Here is a 25,786-nt window from a genome sequence, read left to right as displayed (position 1 = left end):
TCTTCCTTTTTAGCAAACCATGTTCCGGAAAAAAAAACTTTGATTGGAGAAATATATCTTGAATATACAAGGCATTAACCATTTACTATTTTCTGTATCCAACTTAGAAACATCAATTTTGTTTTACAAATCTGTATTCAATGCTAAGCTCCTTGTAAATGGACGTTCAACCGCGTATTTTGATTTAAACGGACTTTGGCTGGCGCTCAACGAAGAAAAGGATATTCCTAGAAATGAGATAAACTTGTCGTACACTCATATTGCTTTCTCAATTAATGAAGATGATTTTGATGCTGCTTTTAAAAAATTGCAGGAACTTCACGTTCATATTCTGCCTGGTCGTTCCAGAGATGAATTAGACAGAAAATCAATCTATTTTACTGATCCAGATGGTCATAAGTTTGAGTTTCATACAGGGACACTTGAGGATCGAATGAACTACTATAAAGCTAAAAAAGAACATATGAAATTTTATTAAGAATTTAGAGGATAAAAAAACCTCGCCAATTCCGGCGAGGAAGTCTGTAATTCGTATTTCACTTTATTTGGCAAGTCCTCTTTTCAGAAGCTCCATTTCCATTTTATAATGCTCAAGAGCTTCTTCATTCGGAAGCTCTCGCGCAAATTTTTCAATGAAACTCCTAATTGTTACTGCTATAATGATCTGCCCCATACATGCCAGTTCTTGTTCATTCGTAATATTTAATTTCTTTTGATCCACAAGGCCAGCAAACATATTATAGTCGCTATTTCGATCCTGATTATCATGAAAACTTCTTGCATAGGTACTTTCTATTTGGTGAGTCATATTCAGAAAAATATTCTTTAAGAAATGCAGGTTTTCCTCTTCCTCACTTATAATCGACTCATAAAATTCCAGCATAGTCGAAAACAGGTCACCATTGTTTTTTATTAAGATAGAAGCAAAACGCTGTTTGTTTTCTTTTACATGCTCATTCAGCAAGAAGAAAAAGGCATCTTCTTTATCCTCGAAATACTGGTAAAAGCTCCCCCTTGGAATTCCAGCAGCCTTTATAATATTTGTTATAGATGCCTGTGATAGGGGCACCCTTGAAAACTCTTCTCTTGCCGCTTTAATTAATATTGTTTTTTTATCTTCAGGTAAATTAAAGAATGTGATTTTCGGCAATGGTCTCACTCCTGATTCTCTATCAGACTAGCTATATAATCTGTCGCGTTTTTCCTCTTTTAAGAACTCGATAAAATGCTGTATCAGTAAAAAAGGCTGTCCCTTAACAAGCATGATATATTTATTTTTTAAACTCTCACTTGCATCCTCACTCTTGTTGATACGATCAATAATATATTCTGCTGTTCTTTTCAGGATATCTTTTCTTAGTAATTTCCCTTCTTTTGAAAGAGCCATCCCAACCGCCCCGATTACAGCGTATATCATAATGGTTAAAGCCGCATTCTCAGTAGTTGTCATGCCAAACAGCACTAGAAACAGATTCATAATGGAGATAAAAATAAGCGGATATGAAAAGAGTACATATTTTGATGCCTTTTTCATAACTGGCTGTATTTTTTCTTCTAATTTCTCTAGCTCCTTTTTTATAAATGCAGGCATCTCTGCTGTTCTTTGAAACATAAATCTTCCTCCTTAGTTCTGTTGATTTCCTGTTAACAGATCATATGGAAAACGGAAGTGGCGATTGTTGAATATCAATCCCTCTAGGTTTTCCTCTTTATTCAGCTCTTTTATTTGTTTCATTTCTTTATGAATTTTCTCCATTTTCCTATCAAGCTCAGCAGCTGATTCAGCAGCTTCTTTAAGCTCCTCATTTATATTGCTGGGTACTTCCTTATTGTATTTGTAATAAATTTTATGTTCGAGGCTCGCCCAGAAATCCATCGCAATTGTACGAATTTGAATTTCAACGTTAACGAGATCCTCCCGGTCGGACATAAATACAGGGATCTGCAGAATTAAATGCAGGCTCTGATAGCCATTTCCCTTAGGATTTTTAATATAATCCTTGCATTCAATCACTTTAATATCCTTTTGCTTTTGGAGCATATTGCTTATTTCATAAATATCAGAAATGAATGAACAGGTAATCCGAATACCTGCAATGTCATGTATATTCTCTTTTATTGCTGGTAAAGAAAGGTCATAGCCTTTTCTCTGCATCTTCTGCAGGATACTCTCAGGTGATTTCAAACGCGATTTTACGTGTTCAATTGGATTATAGTCATGTATATATTGAAATTCCTGCTTTAAAATATCAATTTTTGTATTCATTTCATCTAAAGCAAATTTGTATGTCATCATAAACCGTACAAGATCTGTCTTAAGTGTTTTCATTTTATCCAAGTCAAAAATCGTTTTCATGGAAGTCTCCTCTTAATTCTTTACTAGTACTGGACGTTTACATAATACAGCGTTAATTCCCTGTAATTGCAGTTTTTTAACGAGTGCTGCTACTTTACTATTTTTCATCATTACACCTCAATGTGACATGTTGTCATGATCATATTAATATCTTATATGACACGGTGTCATCTGTCAATAAATTTGTGACACGGTGTCATAAATGTCATAACAATAGTGAAGAAAAAACAACAAATTATTTGAATAGTAAAAACAGCACAATCGAATTGTAGTGGAATTTATTGCAGTAAAAAAAATTGTATTATTTCTGGCTATATCGTTCTCTATAATAACTTTTAGTTGCGTAAATCCAGCAAGAAATTTATAATGCTTCTTATAACTATAACGTTACAGTTCGGAGGGATTGCATTGGGAACGAGAATTTAAAAATTGGTGAGCTTGCTGAGAGAGCTCAAGTAACAAAAAGAACAATTGATCATTATACAAACTTGGGCCTTCTGCATGCCGAGCGTTCACCATCAAATTATCGCTATTACGATATATCCGCTGTTTCACGTCTTGAATTTATTGAAAATCATAAGAAAAATGGCATGCCGCTTTCAGAAATCAAACAGCTGCTGCATAAAAAGGATTTAGAAGAAGCAGAAGAAATTGATGTTCTTGAGCTGCGGCTAAAAATTAAAGGATTACAAGAAGAAGTATCAGATGTACTGGCTCAGCTTGATAAAAAGCATGAAAATAATCATGAATATGTAAAGAAGCAAGTTTCAAGTGAGAGCATGTCACTTATTCAAGCTTTGTTATTATTACTTAATTAATGTAGACTAAATTTTTTCACAGGAGGTGTAAGTCTTACATCGTACAGTAAGACTGCCATTGACAACCCTTAATTTAACTTTATTTGCTATATTAATCGCCTTAACCGCTTTTTTTGTGGCAACTGAATTTGCAATTGTAAAAATACGCTCCTCAAAAGTAGATCAACTCATTGCGGAAGGTCGAGCTGGCTCACTTGCAGCCAAAAAAGTCATCACACATTTAGATGAATACTTATCCGCCTGTCAGCTTGGGATCACGGTCACAGCTTTAGGAATTGGATTTGTTGGGGAATCAACATTTGAAGTCCTTCTTCATCCCCTGTTTGAATACTTTCAGGTAAATGACTCAATGTCTCATATTCTAACAATTGGAATTGCTTTTGCTATTGCTACATTTTTGCATGTAGTGGTTGGTGAGTTAGCACCTAAAACCATCGCTATTCAGAAGGCGGAAGCAGTTACACTTGCTTTTGCGCGACCAATTATTTGGTTCTATCGCATTTTATTCCCATTTATCTGGTTCTTAAATGGATCAGCTCGACTTCTTGTTGGACTTTTCGGTTTAAAGCCTGCATCCGAGCATGAATTAGCTCACTCTGAGGAAGAATTACGCATCCTTTTATCTGAAAGTTATAAAAGCGGTGAAATTAATAAAAATGAACTAAAATATATGAACAACATTTTTGAGTTTGATGAAAGAATTGCAAAAGAAATCATGGTACCGCGGACAGAAATGGTTGCATTCTCCGCTGATGACTCCTTTACGGATGTCATGAACACCATTAAAACAGAACGATATACACGGTACCCCGTTGTGGATGGAGATAAAGATAACATCCTTGGATTTATTAATGTTAAAGAATTTTTAACTGCTAACCTGCAACGTGAAGATGCAAATGATTTAACACTAGAACGATTCATCAACCCCGTGATTCGTGTGATTGAAACCGTCCCAATCAACGATCTTTTAATCAAAATGCAGAAAGAACGCACACATATTGCTATTTTAATGGACGAATATGGCGGAACTTCCGGACTGGTTACTGTAGAAGATATCATCGAAGAAATTGTTGGGGAAATCCGTGATGAATTTGATGAAGACGAATTGCCTGAAATTCGCAAAATAAAAGAAAATCATTATATTCTAGATGCAAAGCTTCTTATTGATGATGTCAATAATCTTCTCGAAATTGAACTGGATGATGAAGATGTCGATACATTAGGAGGCTGGTTTCTTACTCAAAACTTTGACGCTGAAGTAGGCAGCAAAGTAGAATATGAAGGCTTTGTCTTTACGGTTACTGAAATAGAAGGTCATCAGATTCGTTATATTGAAGTGACAATAAACAAAGAGATAACTTCATAATGTTTTTTAAAAAAAGCTGCCATGGTATTTGGCAGCTTTTTTCTTTGAATAAAAAAAAAGCTTGGTATCATGCCAAACTTTTTCAGAGCCCTATTATAGAATTTCTTTTTTGGTTTTTATTTCATCCAACTTTAATTGTATTTCCAGCTCTTGCCTCATTTTTTCCGTTTCCAGCATGAAGTTTTCATGTTTTAGCTTTTCCAGTTCCAATTGGTCTTTTACAACTTTATGCTTTAGCTTTGTTTGTTTTTGGAAGTGGTCTGCCAAAATCGCAATAATCGGAATTGAAAACACCATTATGACAGCAATGGTACCTGTCGTCATCATTTCTCCACCTCATTTTTTATCCTTCTTTACCATATGATAACAAAAATAATGTAAGAAGTGCGTTATTAAGTAGAATTTCTTCAAAATAAAAAAACAGCTATTCTTTTCATGCAGATCTATATTACATGCTGTATAATACGAACATACCTATTAATCAAACATTTGATTAGTCTTTCACTCTGCAAATATTAGGTCATTTTGGTGAAATCTTTTTATTTACTAACATAAAAAATATTGTTATGATAAGAACACTTTTTAGAGAGGGAGGATTAAAGATGAATCAACATAAAAAAATCATATCCATTGGTTTACTGTTCATCTTTTTGTCTTATCTTCTCATTGGCTTTCCAAACAATATGGCACAGTCCTTCACTGGAGCTGACGATGTCCTAACAGTTGGATCCATTGGTATACATGACCATGCTGGAGAAAAGGATGAAGTGAAAAAAGTACCGTCGCTTTTATTTGATTCTGCAGCGATTATTGTACTCATGACAACTGCGGCAGCAGCTATATGTCTGCATTTCTCAAAGAATACGAGAATAAAGATATTTATGACACCATATTTTTATCAGGCAAATTCAATTTCTGTTACTCCTTGATTTTAATAAAGCATTTAATAAAAATTCGAGGAGGAATTATGATGTTATTTCGTTTTCTAATGATTGGATTATTTTCACTTACAGCAGGAAGCATCTTTGCTTACCAAGGCTATGAAGTGGTCCATGTGTTATTTGACTATATGAAACGCCACTAATTGATACACCGCAGGCATATGCCTGCGGTTTTTAATTTGGTTCATTTCCCTTTTTCATGGTTACATTACCTGATCTCTCCTGCAATTGAATTCTTTTCTTATTGACTTGCCTATATCCATAGACTATCATTTGTAAGTATGTCTGACGTGGTTCGAGAACCTCCCACGATAAAAAACTAAGGAGAGAGAAATAAAATGAATAGTAAAAACCTTGTCCTTAACGGCATTATTGCTGCCCTTTATATTGCTGTTACCATGCTTATTCAGCCATTCGGCTTTACAGCTGTTCAGTTCCGTGTATCGGAGTTGTTTAACCACCTGATTGTCTTTAATAAAAAATACCTTTACGGCATCGTATTAGGCGTATTTTTAACCAATTTATTGTTTTCTCCAATGAAAGGCTATGACCTTATTTTTGGTACCGGTCATTCCTTATTATCTTTGCTGATTACAATATTTATTTGTAAATATGTTAAAAATATTTGGGCACGATTAGCAATTAACACGATTGTCTTTACGCTGATGATGTGGCTGATTGCATTAGAACTGAAACTGGCGTTTGGATTGCCATTTTTAGAAACGTACTACACAACAGCTGCCGGGGAATTTATTGTTTTATTGGCAGGAATTCCAGTTATGTATGCTTTAAATAAGCGTATTAATTTGGCTAAAGCATTATAATCAAACACTAAAAAAGAAGCTTGTGCCCATATGTTGGGAGGCAAGCTTCTTTTTATGGTCAAATACGATTAATGTTTCACTTCACCACTTTGCACAGCTTTATCTTTTGAAAGGAACCATCCGCCTGCTGCGATAAGAATTAAGACGATGTAGAAGATTGATTTCCATTCAGTGGACTTTGCAAATGCTTCTGGAAGGAATGCCAATGCTGGATGTGACATTGTATAAACAAGCAGCTTAACCCCCACCCAGCCGACAATCATAAAGGCAGCAATTTCAAGCCCTGGTCTTCTTTCAAGAAGTCCGACAAAGAAGTTGGCTGCAAAACGCATTATAACAAGTCCAATTAGTCCTCCAGCAAATATAACTAAAAACTTTCCTCCATCAAGTCCGCCGATATTCGGCAGTCCTGAATCTGGGAGTGCTACTGCTAATGCAACTGCTGCTAAGATGGAGTCAACTGCAAATGCGATATCTGCCAGCTCTACTTTAAATACAGTCATCCAAAAACCAGATTTTTTCTTGGGACGCTCTGTCCCCGAATCCTCTGCTTTTTTCACTACAAGCTTTCGGTATATGTGATTAAGCGCGATGAATAATAAATAGATCGCACCGATTGCCTGAACCTGCCACACATCTACCAGGAATGAAATTGCAAATAAGGAACCAAATCGGAAAACAAATGCTCCCGCCAACCCGTAAAACAAGGCTCTCCTTCTCTCTTCTTCTGGTAAATGCTTTACCATGATCGCAAGAACGAGCGCATTATCAGCTGCCAACAGTCCTTCTAGTGCAATCAGAACTAATAACACCCATCCATACTCTAATAATAATGATAATTCCATTTCTTTTTCCTCCTTTAATCGTATTATTCCATATGCTCGGCCGTCCTATATGTAAAATGGCAATAAAAAAACCTTTACCATTTTGGTAAAGGTCAACAAAAATAATAAAGACCTCTACCGTGAATAGGTAAAGGTCTTGCTAACAGTGTTCACACTGCCAACAAAGCCGAGAGCGAAAAGCTCCGAAATGACGACTTTGCTGTTAAAGCTACTCCCCTTTAGGGATATCCGAACATATTTAATTATATTCTTATCATATTAAGGATCGTACTTTTTGTCAACCTAATTTTTCTCAGCCAAATAGTCAGCGAGTTTTTGCATATGAATCAGACTTTCATCAGCAGCTGTAATTTCTGCTTCCCAATCTCGAATGATTCTAGCTGAAATATAATTTTCCATATGTTCTAAATGAATGTGCAGCATATTTTTAAGGGTCTTTTCCTGCCAGCTGGGGTTGGCTTCACTTAGAACTGCAGCCAATTCGTTCGCATTTTCATACCACTTTTTCCGTTCTTGAGCAATCGTCTCCTTCTCACCATTCTTTGCTGCCTTTGTCATTTTTCCAGCCAGTAAAATATGATCCTTTAAGAGAGCGGTTACTTCTGCCGTTCCTTTTTTACCCAGGTAAGGTGATAGTGATACACCAATATCCTCCTGGTTTTTCAGCAATCTATTTAGGACAGCATCACGATCATCCAAGTTCTCCATTTCGCTTACAATATAGCTTTGGGACCATACGGAATGTTCTGTCCATAGCTTTCTATAATCCTCTTGAGTGCTGCTGCCTTTTCTTGAAGCAGCAGCATGCACCGTTGAAAGACACAACGTCATAACCATAAATAAAACAACGTATCTGACAGCTTTTTTCAATTTAATCTCTCCTTTATCATCCTCTCCTTTATATTGGATTTATTTTCTATATTTATTCTCTTTTTTAATAGTCTTTCACTATTAATATTATTAGAAAGATTTCCAAGCTGTATTGGAGTGTACTGAATCTCCACGCCGCTTCACTCCTGTAAGACCTCACATTAATCAACATTATTTGCAAACTGGAAAATCAAAAAACCGATTGCCCACAATGGCAATCGGCAGATATTAATTAAGCAGCATCCGTTTTTTTCTTAGCTGGATTCCACGATTTCTTTTTAAATAAAGGCACAGTCATAACAAGTACTGCGACAATCATCAAAGTTAACCCAATTGGACGTTCAATAAAGATTGATAAACTGCCATCTGAAATGGTCAGCGTTTGTCTCAGGGCCTGCTCCATCATGCCTCCTAGGATAAACGCTAAAATAAATGGTGCTGCTGGAAATGAATAGATTCTCATTAAGAATCCAACTATACCAAAAATCAACAGCAGATAAAGGTCAAATGTACTAAAGCTCAACGCATACACACCAACCATACTAAACGTGATCACAAGTGAAATGAGCATTGGTCTTGGAATCGTTAACACTTTTGATATATAAGGAATGAGCGGCAGGTTTAAGATAAGCAAAAATACATTCCCTATATACATACTTGCGATAATTCCCCAGAATACTTCTGGATTATCTTGAACAAGGAGCGGGCCAGGCTGAATGCCCAACACTAGAAAGGCACCGAGCATAACGGCAGTTGTTCCTGAGCCAGGGATTCCTAAACTTAGCAGCGGAACAAAGGCACCGCTCGTTGCAGCATTATTTGCCGCCTCTGGAGCTGCCAGTCCTTTAACTGATCCTTTTCCAAATTCTTCAGGATTTTTTGCAATTTTTTTCTCTGTTATATACGCAATGAAAGAGGCGATAGTGGCTCCCGCTCCCGGCAGAACACCAATGATAAACCCTAAAAATGACTGTCTCGTAATCGGCCCTTTAATTTCCTTCACATCTTCTTTTGTCAGTTTCAAACTGCCGATCTTTTCATTTTTTTCTTTATCCGCAGATTCATTCCGGTTGAAGATAAGTGTGCAAACTTCTGCTAGAGCAAATAAACCTAAAGCAATGATTAAAAAGTCAATCCCTTCAAGCAGGTAGGCATTCTCAAATGTGAAACGAGCAGTTCCCGTTTGCCCGTCAATTCCAATGGTAACGACTATAATTCCTAATGTGGCAGAAATAAATGCTTTTAAGGTTGATCCATCCGACAAACTGGCAATGGCGGTCAAGCCGAGAAGCATTAGGGCAAAATATTCTACTGGTCCAAAAGAAACAGCAATCGAGGACAGCAATGGTGAAAATAACATTAATAACACAACACTTACTGTTCCGCCTATAAATGAGGCAATGGCGGCAATAGCGAGTGCTTTACCAGCTTTTCCTTGCTGAGCCATCGGATATCCGTCAAATGCAGTTGCAACTGTTCCCGCAACTCCTGGCGCATTCAAAAGTATGGATGAAGATGAGCCGCCAAAAATTGCTCCATAGTAGACCCCGGCCATCATCATTAATGCTATCGCCGGATCCATGCTGTACGTAATTGGAATCATAATTGCAATAGCCGATATCGGTCCAAGTCCTGGCATCATACCAATGAAGGTACCAACAAATACACCAATAAAAACAAACAATATCCCCTGTAAACTAAGTGCGACCTGAAAACCTGACAACAATCCTTCTATTGAGCCCATATATATCCCCCCTTAAAACGGCAAGATTCCTGCCGGCAAGTTAATCTGCAGCATATAATTAAATAACAAGTAAATGAATAATGAAAAAGACAGCGATACAATTCCATTTACAACATGTCTTTTGTAGCCTAAATACCATGAGCAAATAAATATAAACAATGCTGTCATTATAAAAAAGCCGATCATTTCAAATAAAAAAATATAAACAATTATAAACACGCATACAACAAGTAATGTTACAATATCTGCTTTAGGTATATTCCGCTTCTTTCTTTCTTCCTCTGTTTCCTTTTTCTTTGATAAAAACAGCAGTACAGATAAGAACAGGAGCAGAAATCCTAATATTTTCGGAACAAAGTCTGCATCAATGATGGCATAAGGATATTCAGGCAGCTGATAACTCATCAAAAGGTATAAAAATGAAAAGACAATCAGCACTAATGCGGTTTTACGATGAATCATTTTAAGCATATTCTGCACTCCTTCCTCTACTTATCTAAGTAGCTTTAATTCCTCTAATATGGCATACATTTCTTCATTTTGTTCATCTAAGAATTGTTCATATTCATCGCCAGCCATATATAATTCATTCCAGCCATATTTTTCGCGGATTTTTTTCCATTCAGGTGAATCATTTAGCTGCTTAAACTTCTCTTGGTAATACTGAATCTGCTGTTCGTCCATCCCAGCAGGTCCAAAGAACCCTCGCCAATTAACGAATGTTTCATCGATTCCTTGCTCTACGGCAGTTGGGAAGTCTTCCAGTGTCTCACCTTCTAGCCTTTCAGGTGCTGTAATTCCAAGCACTTTAATCTTGCCTGATCTCACCTGTTCAACAGTTTCTGATGTGCCTGCCGAATAAACATCAACACTTCCATTTAATAGCTGAGTTAATGCTCCTCCATCCTGGTCAGAAACATACTTTATTTTCGTCACATCTACTCCTGCAGCTCTGGCAATCTTAATAAATTGAATATGATCCATGCTTCCAGGAGAGGATACTCCTACAACTGAAACACTGCTTGGGTCCTTCTTCATATCATCAAAAAGATCATTTAAAGTATCCCATTTTGCATCAGCACGCACAGCGAAGGCAGCATAATCAGCAATCATGTTTGCAAGTGGAGTAAAATCCTCATATCCATATTTGGACTGACCGTTTAACGGAACTAACAGAATCGGCGGCGAAGTGACAAAAATATTGTGAGGATTTCCTTCTTTTCTTGTCATATAAGCCCATCCCACTGCTCCTCCTCCACCTGGCTTATTAATTACTGGCAACCGTTCTTCAATAATGCCTTCCTTCTCAAATGTTTGTGCCGCCATTCTCGCAGTCGTATCCCATCCACCGCCTGCACCAGCAGTGGCCACGACTTCAATCGGATTATTAGGACGCCATCCGTTATCATCATAGACACCAGTTACTTCTTTGCCTGAACACGCTGACAAAAAAACAGCGGCACATGCCATCATATATAAACAAAATCGCTTTTTCATATGCCTCTCCTCTACCTCCTGTTGTAAACGTTTTCTTTTTGTTAGTATAGAAAAAATCAGAATAATCTGTAACTATTAAACAAGTAAACGACATTAAAAACGTTATATATATTTTGTTCATTTTGTTCACGGAATTTAAGTATGCGGATATTTTTTAAACACCTGTTAAGAGTGAGTTTTATTTGTTAGCATTTAGATCAGTATTTGGGGGAAGATCTTCAGCTTGTTCAGTCCGATTCCTCAGCAATATAGGGAACTTCTGATTGAAGTATAAGTCTCTTATAAAAACTGAGATGATTTATGAAGAAGCTGAGACTTTTCTTATTAAATTTAGGCGGGGTTCTATTACACTTATCGCTTTTCCTATCATATTCAGGCCGGTTCGCATCAAATTAATCGCTTTTCCTATCTATTCAGACGGGTTCCTATCAAACGAAGCTCTTTTCCTATCAAACGAAGCTCTTTTCCTATCAAACTCAGGCGGGTTCCTATCAAACGAAACGTTTTTCCTATCAATTTCAAGCCTGTTCCTATCAAACTAATCGTTTTTCCTATCAAACGAGACTTGATCTCCTAAACATGTCTTTTTGCATTCTAAATCATGAAAATAGGGACCGCCAAAAATAAGCAGCCCCTTTTCTCTAATCCATATAATATTTCCGTTCCGGTCTTCCGACAATTCCGTATTCAAGTTCTGCGCTTGCTTCTCCAGTTGATACAAGATATTCAAGGTACCGTCTGGCTGTTGTTCTTGATGCCCCCATTTGACTGCCTATTTCTACAGCATTCATGCCGGCCTTTTTTTCTTGAAGGATCTCTTTTACTTTAGACAATGTTAAAGGGTCAATTCCTTTAGGAAACTTATGATCCATTGTTGTTTGTCCAGTTCTTCTAAAAAAGTGATCAATCAGGTCTTGGTCCAGCTCATTCTTTTGATTTAGTAAGCTCTTTTTTTTCTGATATTCCTTTATTGCCGTATTAAAACGTTCAAAGCTTACAGGTTTAATAATGTAATCTATCACACCGTTGCGCAATGATTGTTCAACCTGTTCTTTTTCATTTGAAGCAGAGATCATAATAACGTCAACATGCGGATACTTTTTACGGATCTCAGGCAGAAGAGTGCTTCCAAGGCGGTCTGGCATATAAATATCCATGATTAGCAGATCTACACTTCTTTCTTCCAGCAGTTCTAGTGTTGCTTTTGCATTTAGTGCTTTCCCTGTTACTTCTGCTCCAGCAATTTTTTCTATAAATTCTTCATGAATACGGGCAACCCGATAATCATCCTCAGCAATAACAACCTTAATCATTCTTTGACCTCCTTTGGAAGAAATACTGTAAAAACAGAACCTCCATCATCCTTTTGATACACTTCAAGATGTCCAGATAATTGGTGTATAGTTTGCGAAACAAGACTTAGTCCATAGCCTCTGCCTTGCTCTGCTTTCGTTGAAAAACCTTTCACAAAGATTTTCTCCAAGTCGCTATCTGAAATGCCATCGCCATTGTCACTTACCTCAAATACAATATCTTTACCGATATCAGTTGTAAAAAAGCTCACATTCCGCTCACACTTCCCTTCTGTCGCTTCAAATGCATTGTCAATGATATTCCCGATCATCGTAATCAAATGAGAGATTGTAATATGAGCAGGCAATGATTCTGTTCTTGAGTCGGCATCAATCGTAAAATTGATCTTTTTCTCAGAAGCTTTAGCCATTTTGCCGAGCAGGATTGCCTGCAGATTACTATCTGCCAATTGTTCAAACACAATTTTTTGCATATGTTCATGATTCCCTGATTCGTTCTGGATCATCTTTACTGCCTCATCATATTTGCCCAGCTGCATGAGACCCGATAAAACATAGAGCTTGTTTGTAAATTCATGAGTTTGAGCTCTCAATTCCTCGGAGTACTGCTTTACCTCCGATAAGGTATTAACCATTTCATCAATTTCCGTTTTATCTCTAAAGCTTGCAACAACACCTGCTACTTGACCGTTTTTGATGATAGGGGTGCGATTCACAATCACTCTTCTCTCACCTAACATTACATCGAGATTTTTTTCTGCCTCACCAGTTTCAAGGACTCTATAAATATCTGTATCTGGAATAACGCTTTCGATTTTTTTATTTAAACCATCTTTTTCAATATTAAGTATATTTTGGGCGGCTGGATTCAGCATTGTGATCAGCCCGTTTCCATCAATGGCGATAATTCCTTCTTTGACAGAGGAAAGTATCGCATTTCTTTCGTGATATAGTGAGGCGATTTCATACGGCTCTAACCCCATGATATCTTTACGTATATTTTTGGCTAACAAAACTCCACAGCTGATCCCGAATAATATAGCTCCTGCACTTACAACCAGCACAGTTCTTATATTATTGAAAGCGGCTTCTTTTAAGTCATCGACTAAAAACCCCACAGAAACTACACCCATAATGTCGCCATTTATATCAAAAATGGGTGATTTTCCTCGTAGAGATGGTCCTAAAGAGCCCGTTGCTTCGGATATATAGGATTCTCCATGAAGGATTGCGCGATCATTATCTTCGCCTATCATTTTTTTGCCGATTTTATTTTCATCTGGATGTGCATATCTGATACTGTCTGAATTCCCAATTACAATAAATTCAGCGCCGACATCTTTCCTTACTTTTTCAATGAGCGGCTGAATCACTGCTGAAGGATCATCCTCTTTAAAAGCATCCCTTAATGACGGCATTAAAGAAACCGTATTGGCAACCTGAAGTGCCAGCGTCCCCATATTGGTCTTAGTCTGCTCATATTCAATCTTCGCGAATAATCCTGTAAGCACCAATATAATCGTCATAATGATTGCCACAATAAGAACGATAATCTTTGTTTGCAATGATACTCCTTTTCTCTTTTTCATTTGCAGCTCCCTGTTTATTCCTTTTCTATAACTATATACAAATTTATGGATAGTGTCATTTACTTGTCTTCATTTTTGGAGAAGCTTACCCAAAGCAAAACGCCCCTCAAGTACGAGGAGCGTTATGAAACATTCATGCTATACAGGAACAGGAGCGAAAAACTCCCTATAAAGAGCCTCAACTGCTCTTTTTTCATCTATTTCTTTAACTCCAAACATCATACTTACTTCTGAAGAACCTTGATTAATCATTTCGATGTTTACCCTTGCTTCGGCAAGAGCCTTAGATGCGCGTGACATGGTCCCAACATTATGTCTCATTCCTTCACCAACCACCATGATTAAAGATAAGTGGTGCTGTATGACTACCTCGTCTGCTTTTAATTCCATCTTTATGCGTTCAATAATTTTAGATTCTGCTGAAGGTGTTAATTGGTCCTCACGTAAAATGATGGAGATATCATCGATGCCTGATGGCGAATGCTCATAGCTTAATCCAAATTCTTCTAATATAGTAAGCAACTTGCGACCAAATCCAATTTCGCGATTCATTAAATATTTGCTCACATATATGCTGCAAAAGCCATGATCACTGGCAATACCCACAACTGGACCGATTTCCTCTTCCCTTCTGCTGACAATTTTTGTACCTGGAGCAGAAGAATTATTTGTATTTCGAATATGAACAGGAATTCTTTCTGAGAAAGCTGGTATTAACGCCTCATCATGTAATACTGTGAAGCCTCCATATGAAAGTTCTCTCATTTCCCGATAAGTAAGTTCTCGAACCTCCTTTGGATTCAACACAATTGCAGGATTTACAGAATAGACTGCATTGACGTCTGTAAAGTTTTCATAAACGTCTGCCTGTACTGCTTTTGCAAGGATAGCACCTGTGACATCTGAACCGCTCCTGGAGAAGGTCATGATTTCCCCCTCTTCGCTATAGCCAAAAAAACCTGGAAACACAGTAATCCCGCTCTTTTCTTTTAAATTTGATAGTTTTTCATAGGATACAGGCAACACCTGGGCATTTCCAGGTTCTCTCGATACAATAAGCCCAGCTTCTTTCGGATTAATATATGCTGCCTGCAGCCCTTGCGCTTGAAAAAAGCAGGCAACTAGCTGCGCCATATAATCTTCTCCACATGCTTTCATGCGGTCGTAGAAGCTGAATTTATCTTTATAGCCACCCATTAACCGTTCGGCAAAATCTTCTTTTATACTTTCTACAATCGACATGGGCAGTTCAAGTTCAATACAAATCGTTTCATAGCGGCAGAAAATTGCCTCTATGATCTCTGCACAATTTTCTCCTCCAAAATGTTTTTCTGCACATTGTATTAATAGATCTGTTACCTTCCGATCCTCATTGCTGCGTTTTCCAGGTGCAGAGACAACAACGATTTTCCTGGTTGGATCCTCACAAACAATCTGAAATACCTTTTTTATTTGCTCACCTGCAGCTAAAGAGGACCCACCGAACTTGACGACCTTCATAAAACACCTCTCCCAATCCTTCAAAAATTTAATCTTAATTTTACAGCACCTAATAAAATAATCAAGAACTTTTTCTCTCTCACACGCACAATTGTTTACACGAGAAGAACAAACAATGTTACTCTAATATTTTTATAAAAAGGATTATGAAACACTTTTCTAGAAAATTTTAATAATAAAAAATATAATTATGATGTTTAAAACAAAATGAATTGGGTATAGAGAAAGGATATTTAATATGTTTATACAACCGAAGGGAAGTTAACGATGAGAATACTAGTGGTTGATGACAATGAGGCAAATTTATATGTCATCCAAAATATCTTAAAACGTGCAGGGTATCTTGATCTTTTAACATTTACTTCAGCAGATGCAATGTTTCATTATTTCCAAGAAAGTTCACATGTAATTGGTGAAAGCGTGGCTGATGTTATTTTAATGGATATTATGATGCCTGAAATGGATGGGATTGAAGCATGCAGGCTGATTCAGGGATCCGAAACATTAAAGGATATACCAGTCATCTTTGTAACCGCTCTCGAGGATTCCAATAAAGTGGCTGAAGCGTTAGACGCGGGCGGGATGGATTATGTGATGAAGCCAATTAATAAAGTTGAACTTCTTGCCAGAATACGCGTTGCTCTTCGCTTAAAAGAAGAAAAGGATTGGCATAAGGAACAAGAAGAAAAAATTAAAACAGAATTAGATTTAGCCACACAAGTACAGATGAGCGTGCTCAGTGAACCGCTGGATCTCGACCACCTTCTTATTAAAGCTTCTTATTTGCCGGCAAACAAGCTAGCAGGTGATCTTTATTACTGGAGAAAAATTGAAGAGAATCGTTATGCCATCATCCAGCTTGATATGATGGGGCATGGAATATCTGCCTCACTTGTTTGTATGTTTATTTCTTCTGTACTGCGTGATCTAATGAGAACAGATCCTGATCCGGATTATGTTATGCAAGAATTAAATAAATGGATGAATGGACTCAATAAACATAACGGGCAAATACCCTATTACTTTACAGCTATTTATCTTGTCCTTGATACTGAGGAAAAAACGGTCGAATATGTAAATGCGGGTCACCCACCCGGCATTGCTCTTGTCGATGAAAAGGAAGTAACAGACCTTCCCAACAATACATATGCAATAGGCTTTTTTGAAGATATTCAAATTAAGAAATCTACCTTTACTTATACAGAATCACTGCAATTGCTGCTTGTAACCGATGGAATTGTTGAGACATTAGAAGATGAGGGAGTCGAACCTTGTGAATACTTAAAGGAAACATCATCATTCCGCTGGAACTCGGCAGCAAAAATTGAACCGATTAACATGATCCTTTCAAAAGAACAGCAATTATTAGCAGATGATGATATGTGTGCCGTTTTGATTCAAGTTAACTAAGGTACGTATTTTAGCACAATGCAATTAATCATAATTATTATGAGTATACGTTCTTCTATGCATCACTTATTGTATCCAAGTTCAAACAGCCTACTAGAGATTAAAATTATTGCATACATAAATCCGTCAACATAAAAATAAAAATCCGTATGAGCCAAATTCTAATAGATGAATTAACTCGTACGGATTTTTTATTACTTGAAAATTAATTACCTATAATGGAGTGAATTTAATTAAAACATTTGGCTGGAAAATAGAGGCATACTGGTGCTTGTTTCATTTCTCTTCTAAACTTCTCAAACCTTTAATGCTTAAAGGAATATTCTTTAACATTATTTTTTAATATAAAATTTCTCTTTAATATTAAACGGCTCAAACATCTCTGTTTCAGTACGAATTGATTCCTTGCTGCCCAAGCCTAAAAATCCTTTTTTCGTTAAACTTGCGTTAAAAAGGTTTAGTACATGTCCTTGTAATTCAAGATTAAAATAAATCAGTACATTACGGCAGATGATAACATGGAACTCATTAAACGACCGATCTGTAACTAAATTGTGCTGTGCAAAAATAATTCGATCCAAGAGATGCTTATTCAAATAAGCAGCTTCGCTATCAGCCGTATAATATTCCGAAAACGACTTTTTTCCGCCGGCCAGCATATAGTTTTTCGTGTACGCCTGCATTTTATGGAGTGGAATAATCCCGCTCTCTGCTTTCTTTAAAACTTTTTCATTCATGTCAGTAGCATAGATTCTTGTAATAGCTCCAAGACCTTCCTCCTCCATAAGAATAGCCATTGAGTAGGGCTCTTCACCGGTAGAACAGCCAGCATGCCATATTCTTATTTCAGGAAGCCCAGCAAGAAGAGGAACTACTTCTTTGCGAAATGTTTGAAAGAAGCTCGGGTCTCTGAACATTTCTGTTACATTTATCGAGAAGTCGCTTAATATTTTCCTCAGCATGTGTTCATCATGAATAATTCTTTCAGTTAAGAGGGTCATATTGGCAATCCGCTCAAGCCGAAGTCTATTCTCAACTCTGCGTTTAATAGAAGCGCGCATATATTTTCGAAAGTCATAACCTGATAATTTATAAACTGCATGCAGCAGCAAGTCTAATTCTAATTCTTCTTTATCCATGAAAGTTTCATTCCTCATCTTTCTCAATCATTCTTCTAAAAGACGCAATCTTATTGTGTCCGAATATAAAGCAATCCTTAATTACCCAGATTTATAGATGAGTAAACCTATTGTAGCGTTTTCCTATAAAAGATGGCGGCTTGTGTGATAAGCCGCCATCTTCCTGTAACATGTTTTTTGCACCTAATCAGAGTCAAAGCCTGCACCCTCTTGGTACATTTACTTTGCAATCCACACACGCATAACTGATAGGAGCTGGTCTAGTTTAAGTGGTTTGCTGATGTAGTCTGATGCTCCTGCTTCGATACATTTTTCACGATCGCCTTTCATAGCCTTTGCTGTTAATGCGATGATTGGAACATCGTGATGCTGTTCTAGGCCGCGGATTCTTTTCATTGTTTCATAGCCATCCATCACCGGCATCATAATATCCATTAGAACAATATCTACTTGATCTTGGGACACTAAGCTGTCAATACATTGAAGGCCATTTGATGCTGTAATGACATTCATTCCTTCTTTTTCTAAGGCATTTTTCAAAGCAAAGATATTACGATTATCATCATCTACAACGATAACTGTTTTATCCTTTAGGTCCTTTGTCAGCTCAGCCTTTTCAATTGGTTCTTTTATCTCGATTGTTTCTTGTACATGCTCATTTGATAAGCTGTTCTCTATTGCCAATGCAGATGCCGCTTCCTCTTCTGCTTTTAATTCCTCCATTGTGGCAGGCATTCCCCCTGGTAAGCTAGGGATGATAAGAGCAAAGCTGCTGCCTTCTCCTTCAACACTGCGTTCTACCTTACATGTACCGCCAAGCAGAGTAGCAAATTCTCTCGTAATGGATAAACCGAGACCCGTTCCGCCATATTTGCGCATGGTTGCACCGTCAGCTTGCTGGAATGCTTCAAAAATCATTTTTTGTTTATCAGGTGCAATCCCGATCCCTGTATCAGAAACAATTATTTTCAGCCAATTCGATGCATGCTCTGCCATAGGCAGCAGAGCATACTCCTCTCGTTTTGCTTTTTCAAGCAATACAGTTACCGAACCTTCTTCCGTAAACTTGAATGCATTTGATAGCAGGTTTTTGACAACCTGCTGCAGTCGCATCTCATCTGTATGCATTAGCATAGGAATATCATCATTTGAACTCACAGTAAAATCCAGACCTTTGTGCTTCGCCATTTGTGCAAAATGAAGCTTAATGCGATCGGCAAAGTCTACGATATTTACTTCTTCGAATTTAATTTCAAGCTTCCCGACTTCTACCTTTGAAAGGTCGAGAATATCATTGATTAAGTTCAGAAGATCCTGACCTGATGTATGAATTACACGTGAAAATTCTTTCTGTTCATCTGTCAGTACTTGATCCGGATCCTCTTCAAGCATTTCAGATAATAATAAAATACTGTTTAAAGGTGTTCTCAGTTCATGTGACATATTAGCAAGGAACTCTGATTTATATTTTGAACTTAATGTTAATTCCTTCGCTTTTTCTTCCAGCTCTTCTTTTGCAGTAAGAAGTTCTTCAGACTTCAGTTCTGCATCCTTTGTACGTTCCTCAAGCTGTTCATTGATAATACGCAATTCTTCTGCTTGGGTCTGCATCTCTTCAGATTGTGCCTGCAGCTCTTCAGATTGAGTCTGCAATTCTTCTGATTGGGTCTGCAGTTCTTCTGTCTGCGCTTGCGATTCCTGGAGCAAACGGACAATTTCCATTCGGCCAGCAATATTTGTAATAGCTATCCCAAGCGTTTCTGTTACTTCTTCAATCAATTTAATTTGTGCATTCGTAAAATACTGCAGCCCCGCAAGCTCAATCACCGCGACAACTTCATCATTCATCAGGATTGGCGCCATAACAATACTTCTTGGCTGGAATTCACCAAGGCCTGTTGTAATTGTGCGGTAATTATCTGGGATGTCGCGAATTTGTGTTATTTTCATATCCAGAACAGTTTGGCCGATTAATCCTTCACCTGGTGCGAAGGAATCTCTTCCTGCATTATTTCTTTCTCCAGCAACTGCAGCAACTTGTTTATAAAGAATGTCATCTCCATTTTCTTTTTTGAGATAAAAAATGCCAAGGTCAGCACCAGCAACTGGTGTCAGTTTCTTTATAAAATAAGATGCCAGTTCATCTACTGTTATAAACCTGCTGTATGCCCCAATAATGTCAGCGGAAGTAGATTGAATCCAGTTTTGTTCGGTAATTTCGGCCGTATATTTTTTTTCCTTTTTATTATAATCCTCCAAAGAGCCGGCCATATAATTAAACGCTTTCGCAATATCGCCGATTTCATCCTGTGTTTCTACTTCCAAACGAGGAATTTTAGATAACTCGTTATAATCAATATCATTTATTCCTTTAGTAATGCTATTTATGCTCCTGCTTGTACTGCGAATGACCCATATCGTCACACCTATAATTAGGATAATCGCAATAGAAACAGCCGAAATAATGAAAATAAGGAGCTGGTTATATGTATTAGTAGCACTATCAAGAGACTGATTCATTAAACCTTCCTGATGATCTTTAAATTCTGCCAATAGCTGCAGAAGTCTGTCTCGGTTTTCCAGTTCATTTGAATATAATGATGTTACTGCGGCTTCATTACCTTCATTCATTAATTGTATAATATCCTGTTCCATTTCCAGATAGGAGTCATAGCTGGCCCGCAATTGATTGAAGATGTCCATTCCGTTTTCTGTATTTATGCTGCGTTCAAGATCAATCATGCTGCTTTCAATCGTATGGTGGCTTTCTTCCAATGAACTAGCCAGTAACTGAGCATCCAGTTCTTCACCATATGAGATAACATTGAGAAGCATACGGTCGGCTTCGTAAAATTCCTGTCTAATTTCTGTCGCTTCATTTACTTTGCTATATCGGTCCTGAACGATCTCCAGCATATTTTCTCTCATAACGTTTACCATCATTAGAATAACAAACATGAGCAAAAATAAAAAAAGCGTCGTCAGTCCTAACCCGATAAACTGCTTTCTCTTAAAACTCAAAAATGCCCCCCCTATCTCTAACTTTATTCCTACTACAAATATAGCAATAAAAACAGTTTGTTACGAGTTTTTAAGTTGAAAACTTCTAAAATATATATATGCCATTTTTTTCATTGGCAAATAGCGGAAATATTAATTCCAGTAGTCATAGTATTAAATATTCATTATAGCTTTTTGTTATTTTAATCTGAAAAAGAGAGCGAATGATTCGCTCTCAAATTCAAGATTTCTTTTACTGATATGGGATTTTTTCTTGGTTAGAAGAAATCATCCATTCATATTGTCTTAATCTCAAGTCAAAGAGAGTCAATGGATCGCGATAGCGTTCTGGCTGCTTTCTCATTTGTTCTAAACCATGACTGGCACCTTCTATTGCGTCCTTTGTTTCGGTTACTGCTTCCTCTAAAACATCAAATGGCTGCCTAAAAAATATGTTTATATCTCTTTCTAATCCTTGTTCGAAAAGATCAAACGGCTGAATGAACCGCTCTGAAATCTGATTTGTAACTTCATTATAATCTTCATGTTCTATAAACTGTTTATATCTGTTATGAAGCATCGTTTTATTTTGCAGTCCGCCAAAGAGTTTTCCTGCACTTTTCAATATAAATTGTGAAGGTGAAAACTTTAACAGAATATTCACCTGCTCAAAACGCACAGTTCCTCTTGTCATTCTGTCAGCATCTCTCGCCCAGTCTTCAAGCACTTTAAAGTCACATAGCAGCCGCAGCTTTTCTGCATTATACATATCATTAAAGCCTTCTCCTATATCATCAAGAAAGCGCTGGCTCTCAGCTAATTCAGCTTCACTGCTGACGATCCATTCATTAAAACGACTATGAAATTCCGGCAGGACTTCCAATTCGATAAACTGCTGGGCTTTCCGGTTCATCTCTTCATTTAATTCCACATGTATGTTTCCAAAATTGCTGCTTTCCGTAATCAGCTCTGAACATTGTCTAAATAGCTCAGGGAGCTTAGACGTTATTTTATCCTTCATTTCATTTTTCAGCTGGTTAAAAGCAGCTGTAATAGATTGCACTTTACCTTCTTCAGTATCCTCAAGCTGATGAATAGCGCCTTTTAATTTCGCCTGCATTTCTTCGTTCCAGCTGATCTGTTCGACCATTGTGTTTTCCTTTTCACTTCTTTTCTCAAGCAGGTAATTGATTGATTTTCTTACAAAGTAGAGCACTTTTTTTGTCCGTTCTACTTCAAGACTTCTTCCGCTAATCATTTGTCGGATAAATGCTCCCAGCTCTTCCATTTGATCCTCGCCCTGATAATGCAATGAAAAAGAAAAGATAGATGCACTAGGAAAACTTGTGTATATCCTTTGAGCCGCTTCCTCTGCCGCATTTTGGACTCCGAACTCCTCCTGCAGCAAGAGGAAATGTACTGGCAGCTTGGGAGCTTTATTCTGTATTTTTTCAACTGCCTCAATCTCTTCCTCAGAAATTGGATGTCGAACATCCATTACTAAAAGCAGATGATCCGCAAAATGCAAGTATTGCTGCAGATTTTTAGCCATTATATGCTGCTGATCTTTTGCATGAATAATAGCTGTGTGATGCTGCTGAAGAAACGGAACTGGCATTTCTGCATCAACAATCATCTGCTGCAGGCCGCCTCTATATTCTCGCGTCTCTTCAATAGAATTCAGCGGAATTATATTGTCATCCAGTATAGCTGTTAGTTTATTTTCTTCTGAGTCCTTAATCATTACGGCACTGCTTTCAAGTTCACCAGCAAATGGAAAGGATGTTATGGCTTCCAGAAATTCAGCTGCTGAACTTTTTCCTGATCCGGAAACAAGCAAATGCTGTTCATCCAGATTAAGCAGCTCCCGCACCATCCATTTAAACCGTTCTCCCATAAAGACACCATTATCAGATGCCCAGGACATAAGATTTTCAAACAAGGCAAAACCTGACTGCAGTCCGTCTTGCGTACGTAAGGTGTAGCTTAATGTTTTTTCAGCTTGATATATAGTCTCTTCGTCTACATCTGATGGAAATAACTCTTGCCATGCCAGCACAGCGGAACCAGCCAATAAAGAGTGTGCTGAGGGCGCAATTCTTAACCAGATTTTTAACGTATTCGGCATTAGATGAGCTATTTCACGCACTAAATATTTACCAGAGATCAGCTCTTTATAGGCATCAAAATAATGTTCGGAGAGTCTATTCCATGTATAGTTTTCAGCATCATTTACATGGAGCATCATGTGATTTATTTCTTTTAAGAACGCAAAACGCAGCTCTTCTCTTTGCTGATAATGAAGAAATAAAGCAGATGCCAGCTGTTCAAACCTATTTTGATCAACTTCATATAGAGCCATCATTGCTTCGTTATAATAACTAGGTTCAGTTTGCTTCGTTTTTCCATCTTCAATATACCTTTGCAGGACATCAAACCAGCTGACAGCCCTGGTCCGAATTGATTCATCTGCAGCAAGCTGCAATGCATTGCGCCAATCCTGATGTTTTTCAAAAAACATACGGGCAATTTCCGTGACGTCTGGATAATCTGGGTCCAAGGCAACAGCTTCCTTAATAGTATCAACTGCTAATTCAAGCTTTCCACACTGTATATATAAGGAGAATAATTGCAGCAAAACTTCCATTTTCAAGATAGTGGAATCTGTTTCAATTGTTTTGTATATGTCTTCGGCCATTGACAGTAAATCAAGCTCAAAATAGGCATCTGCCATGTTTTTTTTCGCCCAAGGCTCTAACTCATTATTGATATTTTCCCACTTAAAAATGGCTGCCTCATAATCCTTATGCAGAAAGTAGAGTTCACCTTGTGCAAACCGAATTTGTGCTAAATCTGGAACCTCACTGCTCTGCTCTTCCATATAAATATCACCAAGGACTTTCAGCGGGTGTACTCCGTCATGACCATCCATAAATGTTTCATAGTATACTTTTTTTATTAATTGCTTTTCCAAGTGTTCATCAACCTCCGCTATGCATCTTTTTACGCACAGACTCCTTTATCATATATATCTTGTATTCTATCAAAGAAAATACGAAGATAAATGTCATTTCCCTATCAATTCAAAGACAATCATATTAAGAAAAGCGGAAGGCGCTACAGCTAGACACTTTCCCAAACTATAAACCTATACTTGCCTTCATAAAAATAGCTGTTTCTTTTAGCAAGACAGGTTCTAGGAATATACCATTATCATATGATGAAAAGTAAGAAAAAGTATTCTATTAATTTAAAATTCCCAAGTATTTCCCTGCAAGTTATGTAAAAAATGCTTTAATATAAAAGAACGCATAGTATTTTCCTTTACCACTGTCTTTACTCATTAAAACGTTTGAGAGGATCAAAGAAGCGGTATAGATCATATATATCATACCCACTTTGGTTCTGAATTACGACAGTTCGGATGATTTTACGTACCTTTTTCCCAACAATATATGTGATAAATGAAACTTTTATCATACAAAAACGTCTATATGATATAGCTCAAAATTATGAATAAGGAGTTTACTAACATGACAAATTTTAAAAAATGGCTGGCTGCAGCTGCAGCCCTATCTCTTGCTTTTAGTATAAATGGAACAGCTTTTGCCGCAAACGGTAATGAAGAAGAAAGCATAAATGAAAAATTTGGCCTGCCGATCGCCGTTTATGGCGAAGCCTTAACAGCAGCTCAAAAAGAAGAAACACGCAGCCTGCTAAATATAAATGATCCTGAAATGGTGAAAGAAATAACGGTAACAGCTGAGGACATCGTTTATTATATTAAAGGAGATCCTCACTCTAATATGTATTCTTCAGCTAAGATCACACGCAAGGAAACAGGTGAAGGTGTCGTTATTAATCAGGTGACTCCAGAAAATATTACTGAAGTTTCCGATGAAATGTATGCAAATGCTCTTTTAACCGCCGGCATTGAAGATGCAATTGTAGACATCGCCTCTCCTGTTAAAGTAAGCGGACATTCTGCTTTAGTTGGAATTTACAAAGCTTACGATCAAGGTGATGGCATTGCCCTTAATCAGGATCGTACTGAGGTAGCTAATGAAGAGCTTAGTTTGGCGACAAAACTGGCTGGACAAGAAGGACTTGATCAAGATAAAGTATCTGAGCTTCTGACTGAAATAAAAACCGCTATCGCTGAACAAAACCCGGCGACAAAAGAAGATATTCAGCAAATCATCGACGAACAGCTAAAGACGCTTGAAGTATCATTAAGCGAAGAAGATCGCCAGCTTCTGGTCGACTTGTTTGAAAGAATGCGTGAACTGAACATTAATTTTGATAATGTAAAAAGCCAGCTCGAGGACTTAGCTAATGATGTCAAAACGAAAATTGAAGAAGCAGTTGGAGACAAAGGATTCCTTCAAGCTGTGTCTGACTTCTTTAAGAACCTTATTGATTCAATCAAAAGCATTTTTTCATAAACACGGATAAACATTGCCTGGGGACTTTTTTCTCCAGGCTTCTTTGTCTATAATAAGGAAAGTAAAAGGTCCTATGCGATTCGGACGGCTAAATCGCTGATTCGATATAATATTGTACAGAGAGAAAGA

Annotated in this window: 23 protein-coding genes and 1 riboswitch; of the genes, 7 read left to right on the top strand and 16 right to left on the bottom strand. The window is 37.4% G+C overall.

Features of this window, described 5'->3' with window-relative positions; genetic code table 11:
* Nucleotides 1–58 precede the first annotated feature (58 nt).
* Nucleotides 59–478 (top strand): metallothiol transferase FosB, encoded by a 420-nt coding sequence (gene fosB, locus F7732_RS14100; RefSeq protein WP_066449941.1) that lies wholly within the window; start codon nucleotides 59–61, stop codon nucleotides 476–478.
* Nucleotides 479–541: 63 nt separating this feature from the next.
* Here fosB and F7732_RS14095 read toward each other — a convergent pair whose 3' ends face one another.
* The 3 genes from F7732_RS14095 to F7732_RS14085 are packed head-to-tail and all read right to left on the bottom strand — an operon-like array spanning nucleotide 542 to nucleotide 2,356.
* Nucleotides 542–1,159 (bottom strand): TetR/AcrR family transcriptional regulator, encoded by a 618-nt coding sequence (locus F7732_RS14095; RefSeq protein ID WP_306806932.1) that lies wholly within the window; start codon nucleotides 1,157–1,159, stop codon nucleotides 542–544.
* A gap of 18 nt (nucleotides 1,160–1,177) precedes the next feature.
* On the bottom strand, nucleotides 1,178–1,612 hold the full coding sequence (locus tag F7732_RS14090) for a DUF5392 family protein (protein WP_066449947.1): 435 nt from the start codon (nucleotides 1,610–1,612) through the stop codon (nucleotides 1,178–1,180).
* 12 nt (nucleotides 1,613–1,624) lie between these two features.
* Nucleotides 1,625–2,356, bottom strand: coding sequence for a GTP pyrophosphokinase (locus F7732_RS14085; protein ID WP_066449950.1), 732 nt, complete (start codon nucleotides 2,354–2,356; stop codon nucleotides 1,625–1,627).
* Between the two features lie 407 nt (nucleotides 2,357–2,763).
* Here F7732_RS14085 and F7732_RS14080 point away from each other — a divergent pair, with 407 nt between their 5' ends.
* Nucleotides 2,764–3,174 carry a MerR family transcriptional regulator gene (locus F7732_RS14080; protein ID WP_338024115.1) on the top strand — a complete coding sequence of 137 codons (411 nt, stop codon included), beginning with the start codon at nucleotides 2,764–2,766 and terminating at the stop codon, nucleotides 3,172–3,174.
* A gap of 58 nt (nucleotides 3,175–3,232) precedes the next feature.
* Nucleotides 3,233–4,540: a hemolysin family protein gene (locus F7732_RS14075; protein WP_151574674.1), complete on the top strand. Its 1,308-nt coding sequence runs from the start codon at nucleotides 3,233–3,235 to the stop codon at nucleotides 4,538–4,540.
* 93 nt (nucleotides 4,541–4,633) lie between these two features.
* Here F7732_RS14075 and F7732_RS14070 read toward each other — a convergent pair whose 3' ends face one another.
* Nucleotides 4,634–4,864, bottom strand: a complete 231-nt coding sequence (locus F7732_RS14070) for a hypothetical protein (RefSeq protein ID WP_151574673.1) — start codon at nucleotides 4,862–4,864, stop codon at nucleotides 4,634–4,636.
* 278 nt (nucleotides 4,865–5,142) lie between these two features.
* Between F7732_RS14070 and F7732_RS14065 the strand changes: the two genes are divergently transcribed.
* Both F7732_RS14065 and F7732_RS14060 read left to right on the top strand, forming a co-directional pair.
* Nucleotides 5,143–5,469, top strand: a complete 327-nt coding sequence (locus F7732_RS14065; protein ID WP_151574672.1) for a hypothetical protein — start codon at nucleotides 5,143–5,145, stop codon at nucleotides 5,467–5,469.
* Between the two features lie 296 nt (nucleotides 5,470–5,765).
* A riboswitch (PreQ1 riboswitch) is annotated at nucleotides 5,766–5,810 on the top strand.
* A gap of 9 nt (nucleotides 5,811–5,819) precedes the next feature.
* Nucleotides 5,820–6,305, top strand: a complete 486-nt coding sequence (locus F7732_RS14060; protein ID WP_151574671.1) for a QueT transporter family protein — start codon at nucleotides 5,820–5,822, stop codon at nucleotides 6,303–6,305.
* A gap of 68 nt (nucleotides 6,306–6,373) precedes the next feature.
* Here F7732_RS14060 and F7732_RS14055 read toward each other — a convergent pair whose 3' ends face one another.
* The 9 genes from F7732_RS14055 to F7732_RS14020 form a co-directional block, all read right to left on the bottom strand.
* On the bottom strand, nucleotides 6,374–7,150 hold the full coding sequence (locus F7732_RS14055; protein WP_151574670.1) for a TerC family protein: 777 nt from the start codon (nucleotides 7,148–7,150) through the stop codon (nucleotides 6,374–6,376).
* 282 nt (nucleotides 7,151–7,432) lie between these two features.
* Nucleotides 7,433–8,020 (bottom strand): glycosyltransferase, encoded by a 588-nt coding sequence (locus F7732_RS14050; protein ID WP_151574669.1) that lies wholly within the window; start codon nucleotides 8,018–8,020, stop codon nucleotides 7,433–7,435.
* Nucleotides 8,017–8,154: a hypothetical protein gene (locus F7732_RS22680; RefSeq protein WP_161598885.1), complete on the bottom strand. Its 138-nt coding sequence runs from the start codon at nucleotides 8,152–8,154 to the stop codon at nucleotides 8,017–8,019. Before F7732_RS22680 ends, F7732_RS14050 begins: the two co-directional genes overlap by 4 nt.
* A 98-nt stretch (nucleotides 8,155–8,252) precedes the next feature.
* The gene (locus F7732_RS14045) at nucleotides 8,253–9,764 is read right to left on the bottom strand and encodes a tripartite tricarboxylate transporter permease (protein ID WP_151574668.1); all 1,512 of its coding nucleotides are present in this window, start codon (nucleotides 9,762–9,764) and stop codon (nucleotides 8,253–8,255) included.
* A 12-nt stretch (nucleotides 9,765–9,776) separates the two neighbouring features.
* Complete coding sequence (locus F7732_RS14040; protein ID WP_151574667.1) at nucleotides 9,777–10,235, bottom strand: tripartite tricarboxylate transporter TctB family protein; 459 nt, start codon at nucleotides 10,233–10,235, stop codon at nucleotides 9,777–9,779.
* A 21-nt stretch (nucleotides 10,236–10,256) separates the two neighbouring features.
* Nucleotides 10,257–11,261, bottom strand: a complete 1,005-nt coding sequence (locus F7732_RS14035; protein WP_151574666.1) for a tripartite tricarboxylate transporter substrate binding protein — start codon at nucleotides 11,259–11,261, stop codon at nucleotides 10,257–10,259.
* A 641-nt stretch (nucleotides 11,262–11,902) separates the two neighbouring features.
* The gene (locus tag F7732_RS14030) at nucleotides 11,903–12,574 is read right to left on the bottom strand and encodes a response regulator (RefSeq protein ID WP_151574665.1); all 672 of its coding nucleotides are present in this window, start codon (nucleotides 12,572–12,574) and stop codon (nucleotides 11,903–11,905) included.
* Entirely contained in the window at nucleotides 12,571–14,163 is a 1,593-nt protein-coding gene (locus F7732_RS14025; RefSeq protein ID WP_151574664.1) for an ATP-binding protein, read from the bottom strand. The genes F7732_RS14030 and F7732_RS14025 overlap by 4 nt, the downstream gene beginning before the upstream one ends.
* A 138-nt stretch (nucleotides 14,164–14,301) precedes the next feature.
* The gene (locus F7732_RS14020; protein ID WP_151574663.1) at nucleotides 14,302–15,663 is read right to left on the bottom strand and encodes an aspartate kinase; all 1,362 of its coding nucleotides are present in this window, start codon (nucleotides 15,661–15,663) and stop codon (nucleotides 14,302–14,304) included.
* Between the two features lie 267 nt (nucleotides 15,664–15,930).
* Between F7732_RS14020 and F7732_RS14015 the strand changes: the two genes are divergently transcribed.
* Complete coding sequence (locus tag F7732_RS14015; RefSeq protein ID WP_151574662.1) at nucleotides 15,931–17,073, top strand: SpoIIE family protein phosphatase; 1,143 nt, start codon at nucleotides 15,931–15,933, stop codon at nucleotides 17,071–17,073.
* Between the two features lie 332 nt (nucleotides 17,074–17,405).
* Here F7732_RS14015 and F7732_RS14010 read toward each other — a convergent pair whose 3' ends face one another.
* From F7732_RS14010 to F7732_RS14000, 3 genes are all read right to left on the bottom strand, one after another.
* The gene (locus F7732_RS14010; RefSeq protein ID WP_151574661.1) at nucleotides 17,406–18,212 is read right to left on the bottom strand and encodes a CheR family methyltransferase; all 807 of its coding nucleotides are present in this window, start codon (nucleotides 18,210–18,212) and stop codon (nucleotides 17,406–17,408) included.
* 219 nt (nucleotides 18,213–18,431) lie between these two features.
* Nucleotides 18,432–21,233, bottom strand: coding sequence for a response regulator (locus tag F7732_RS14005; protein ID WP_151574660.1), 2,802 nt, complete (start codon nucleotides 21,231–21,233; stop codon nucleotides 18,432–18,434).
* A 232-nt stretch (nucleotides 21,234–21,465) separates the two neighbouring features.
* Nucleotides 21,466–24,186: a GTP-binding protein gene (locus F7732_RS14000; RefSeq protein ID WP_240056628.1), complete on the bottom strand. Its 2,721-nt coding sequence runs from the start codon at nucleotides 24,184–24,186 to the stop codon at nucleotides 21,466–21,468.
* 559 nt (nucleotides 24,187–24,745) lie between these two features.
* Here F7732_RS14000 and F7732_RS13995 point away from each other — a divergent pair.
* Entirely contained in the window at nucleotides 24,746–25,657 is a 912-nt protein-coding gene (locus tag F7732_RS13995; RefSeq protein ID WP_151574658.1) for a DUF1002 domain-containing protein, read from the top strand.
* Nucleotides 25,658–25,786: the final 129 nt, after the last annotated feature.

The sequence above is a fragment of the Bacillus mesophilum genome (assembly GCF_008923265.1).
GTDB classification, from domain to species: domain Bacteria; phylum Bacillota; class Bacilli; order Bacillales; family Cytobacillaceae; genus Cytobacillus; species Cytobacillus mesophilum.
This window is presented reverse-complemented; position numbering and strand designations above follow the sequence as displayed.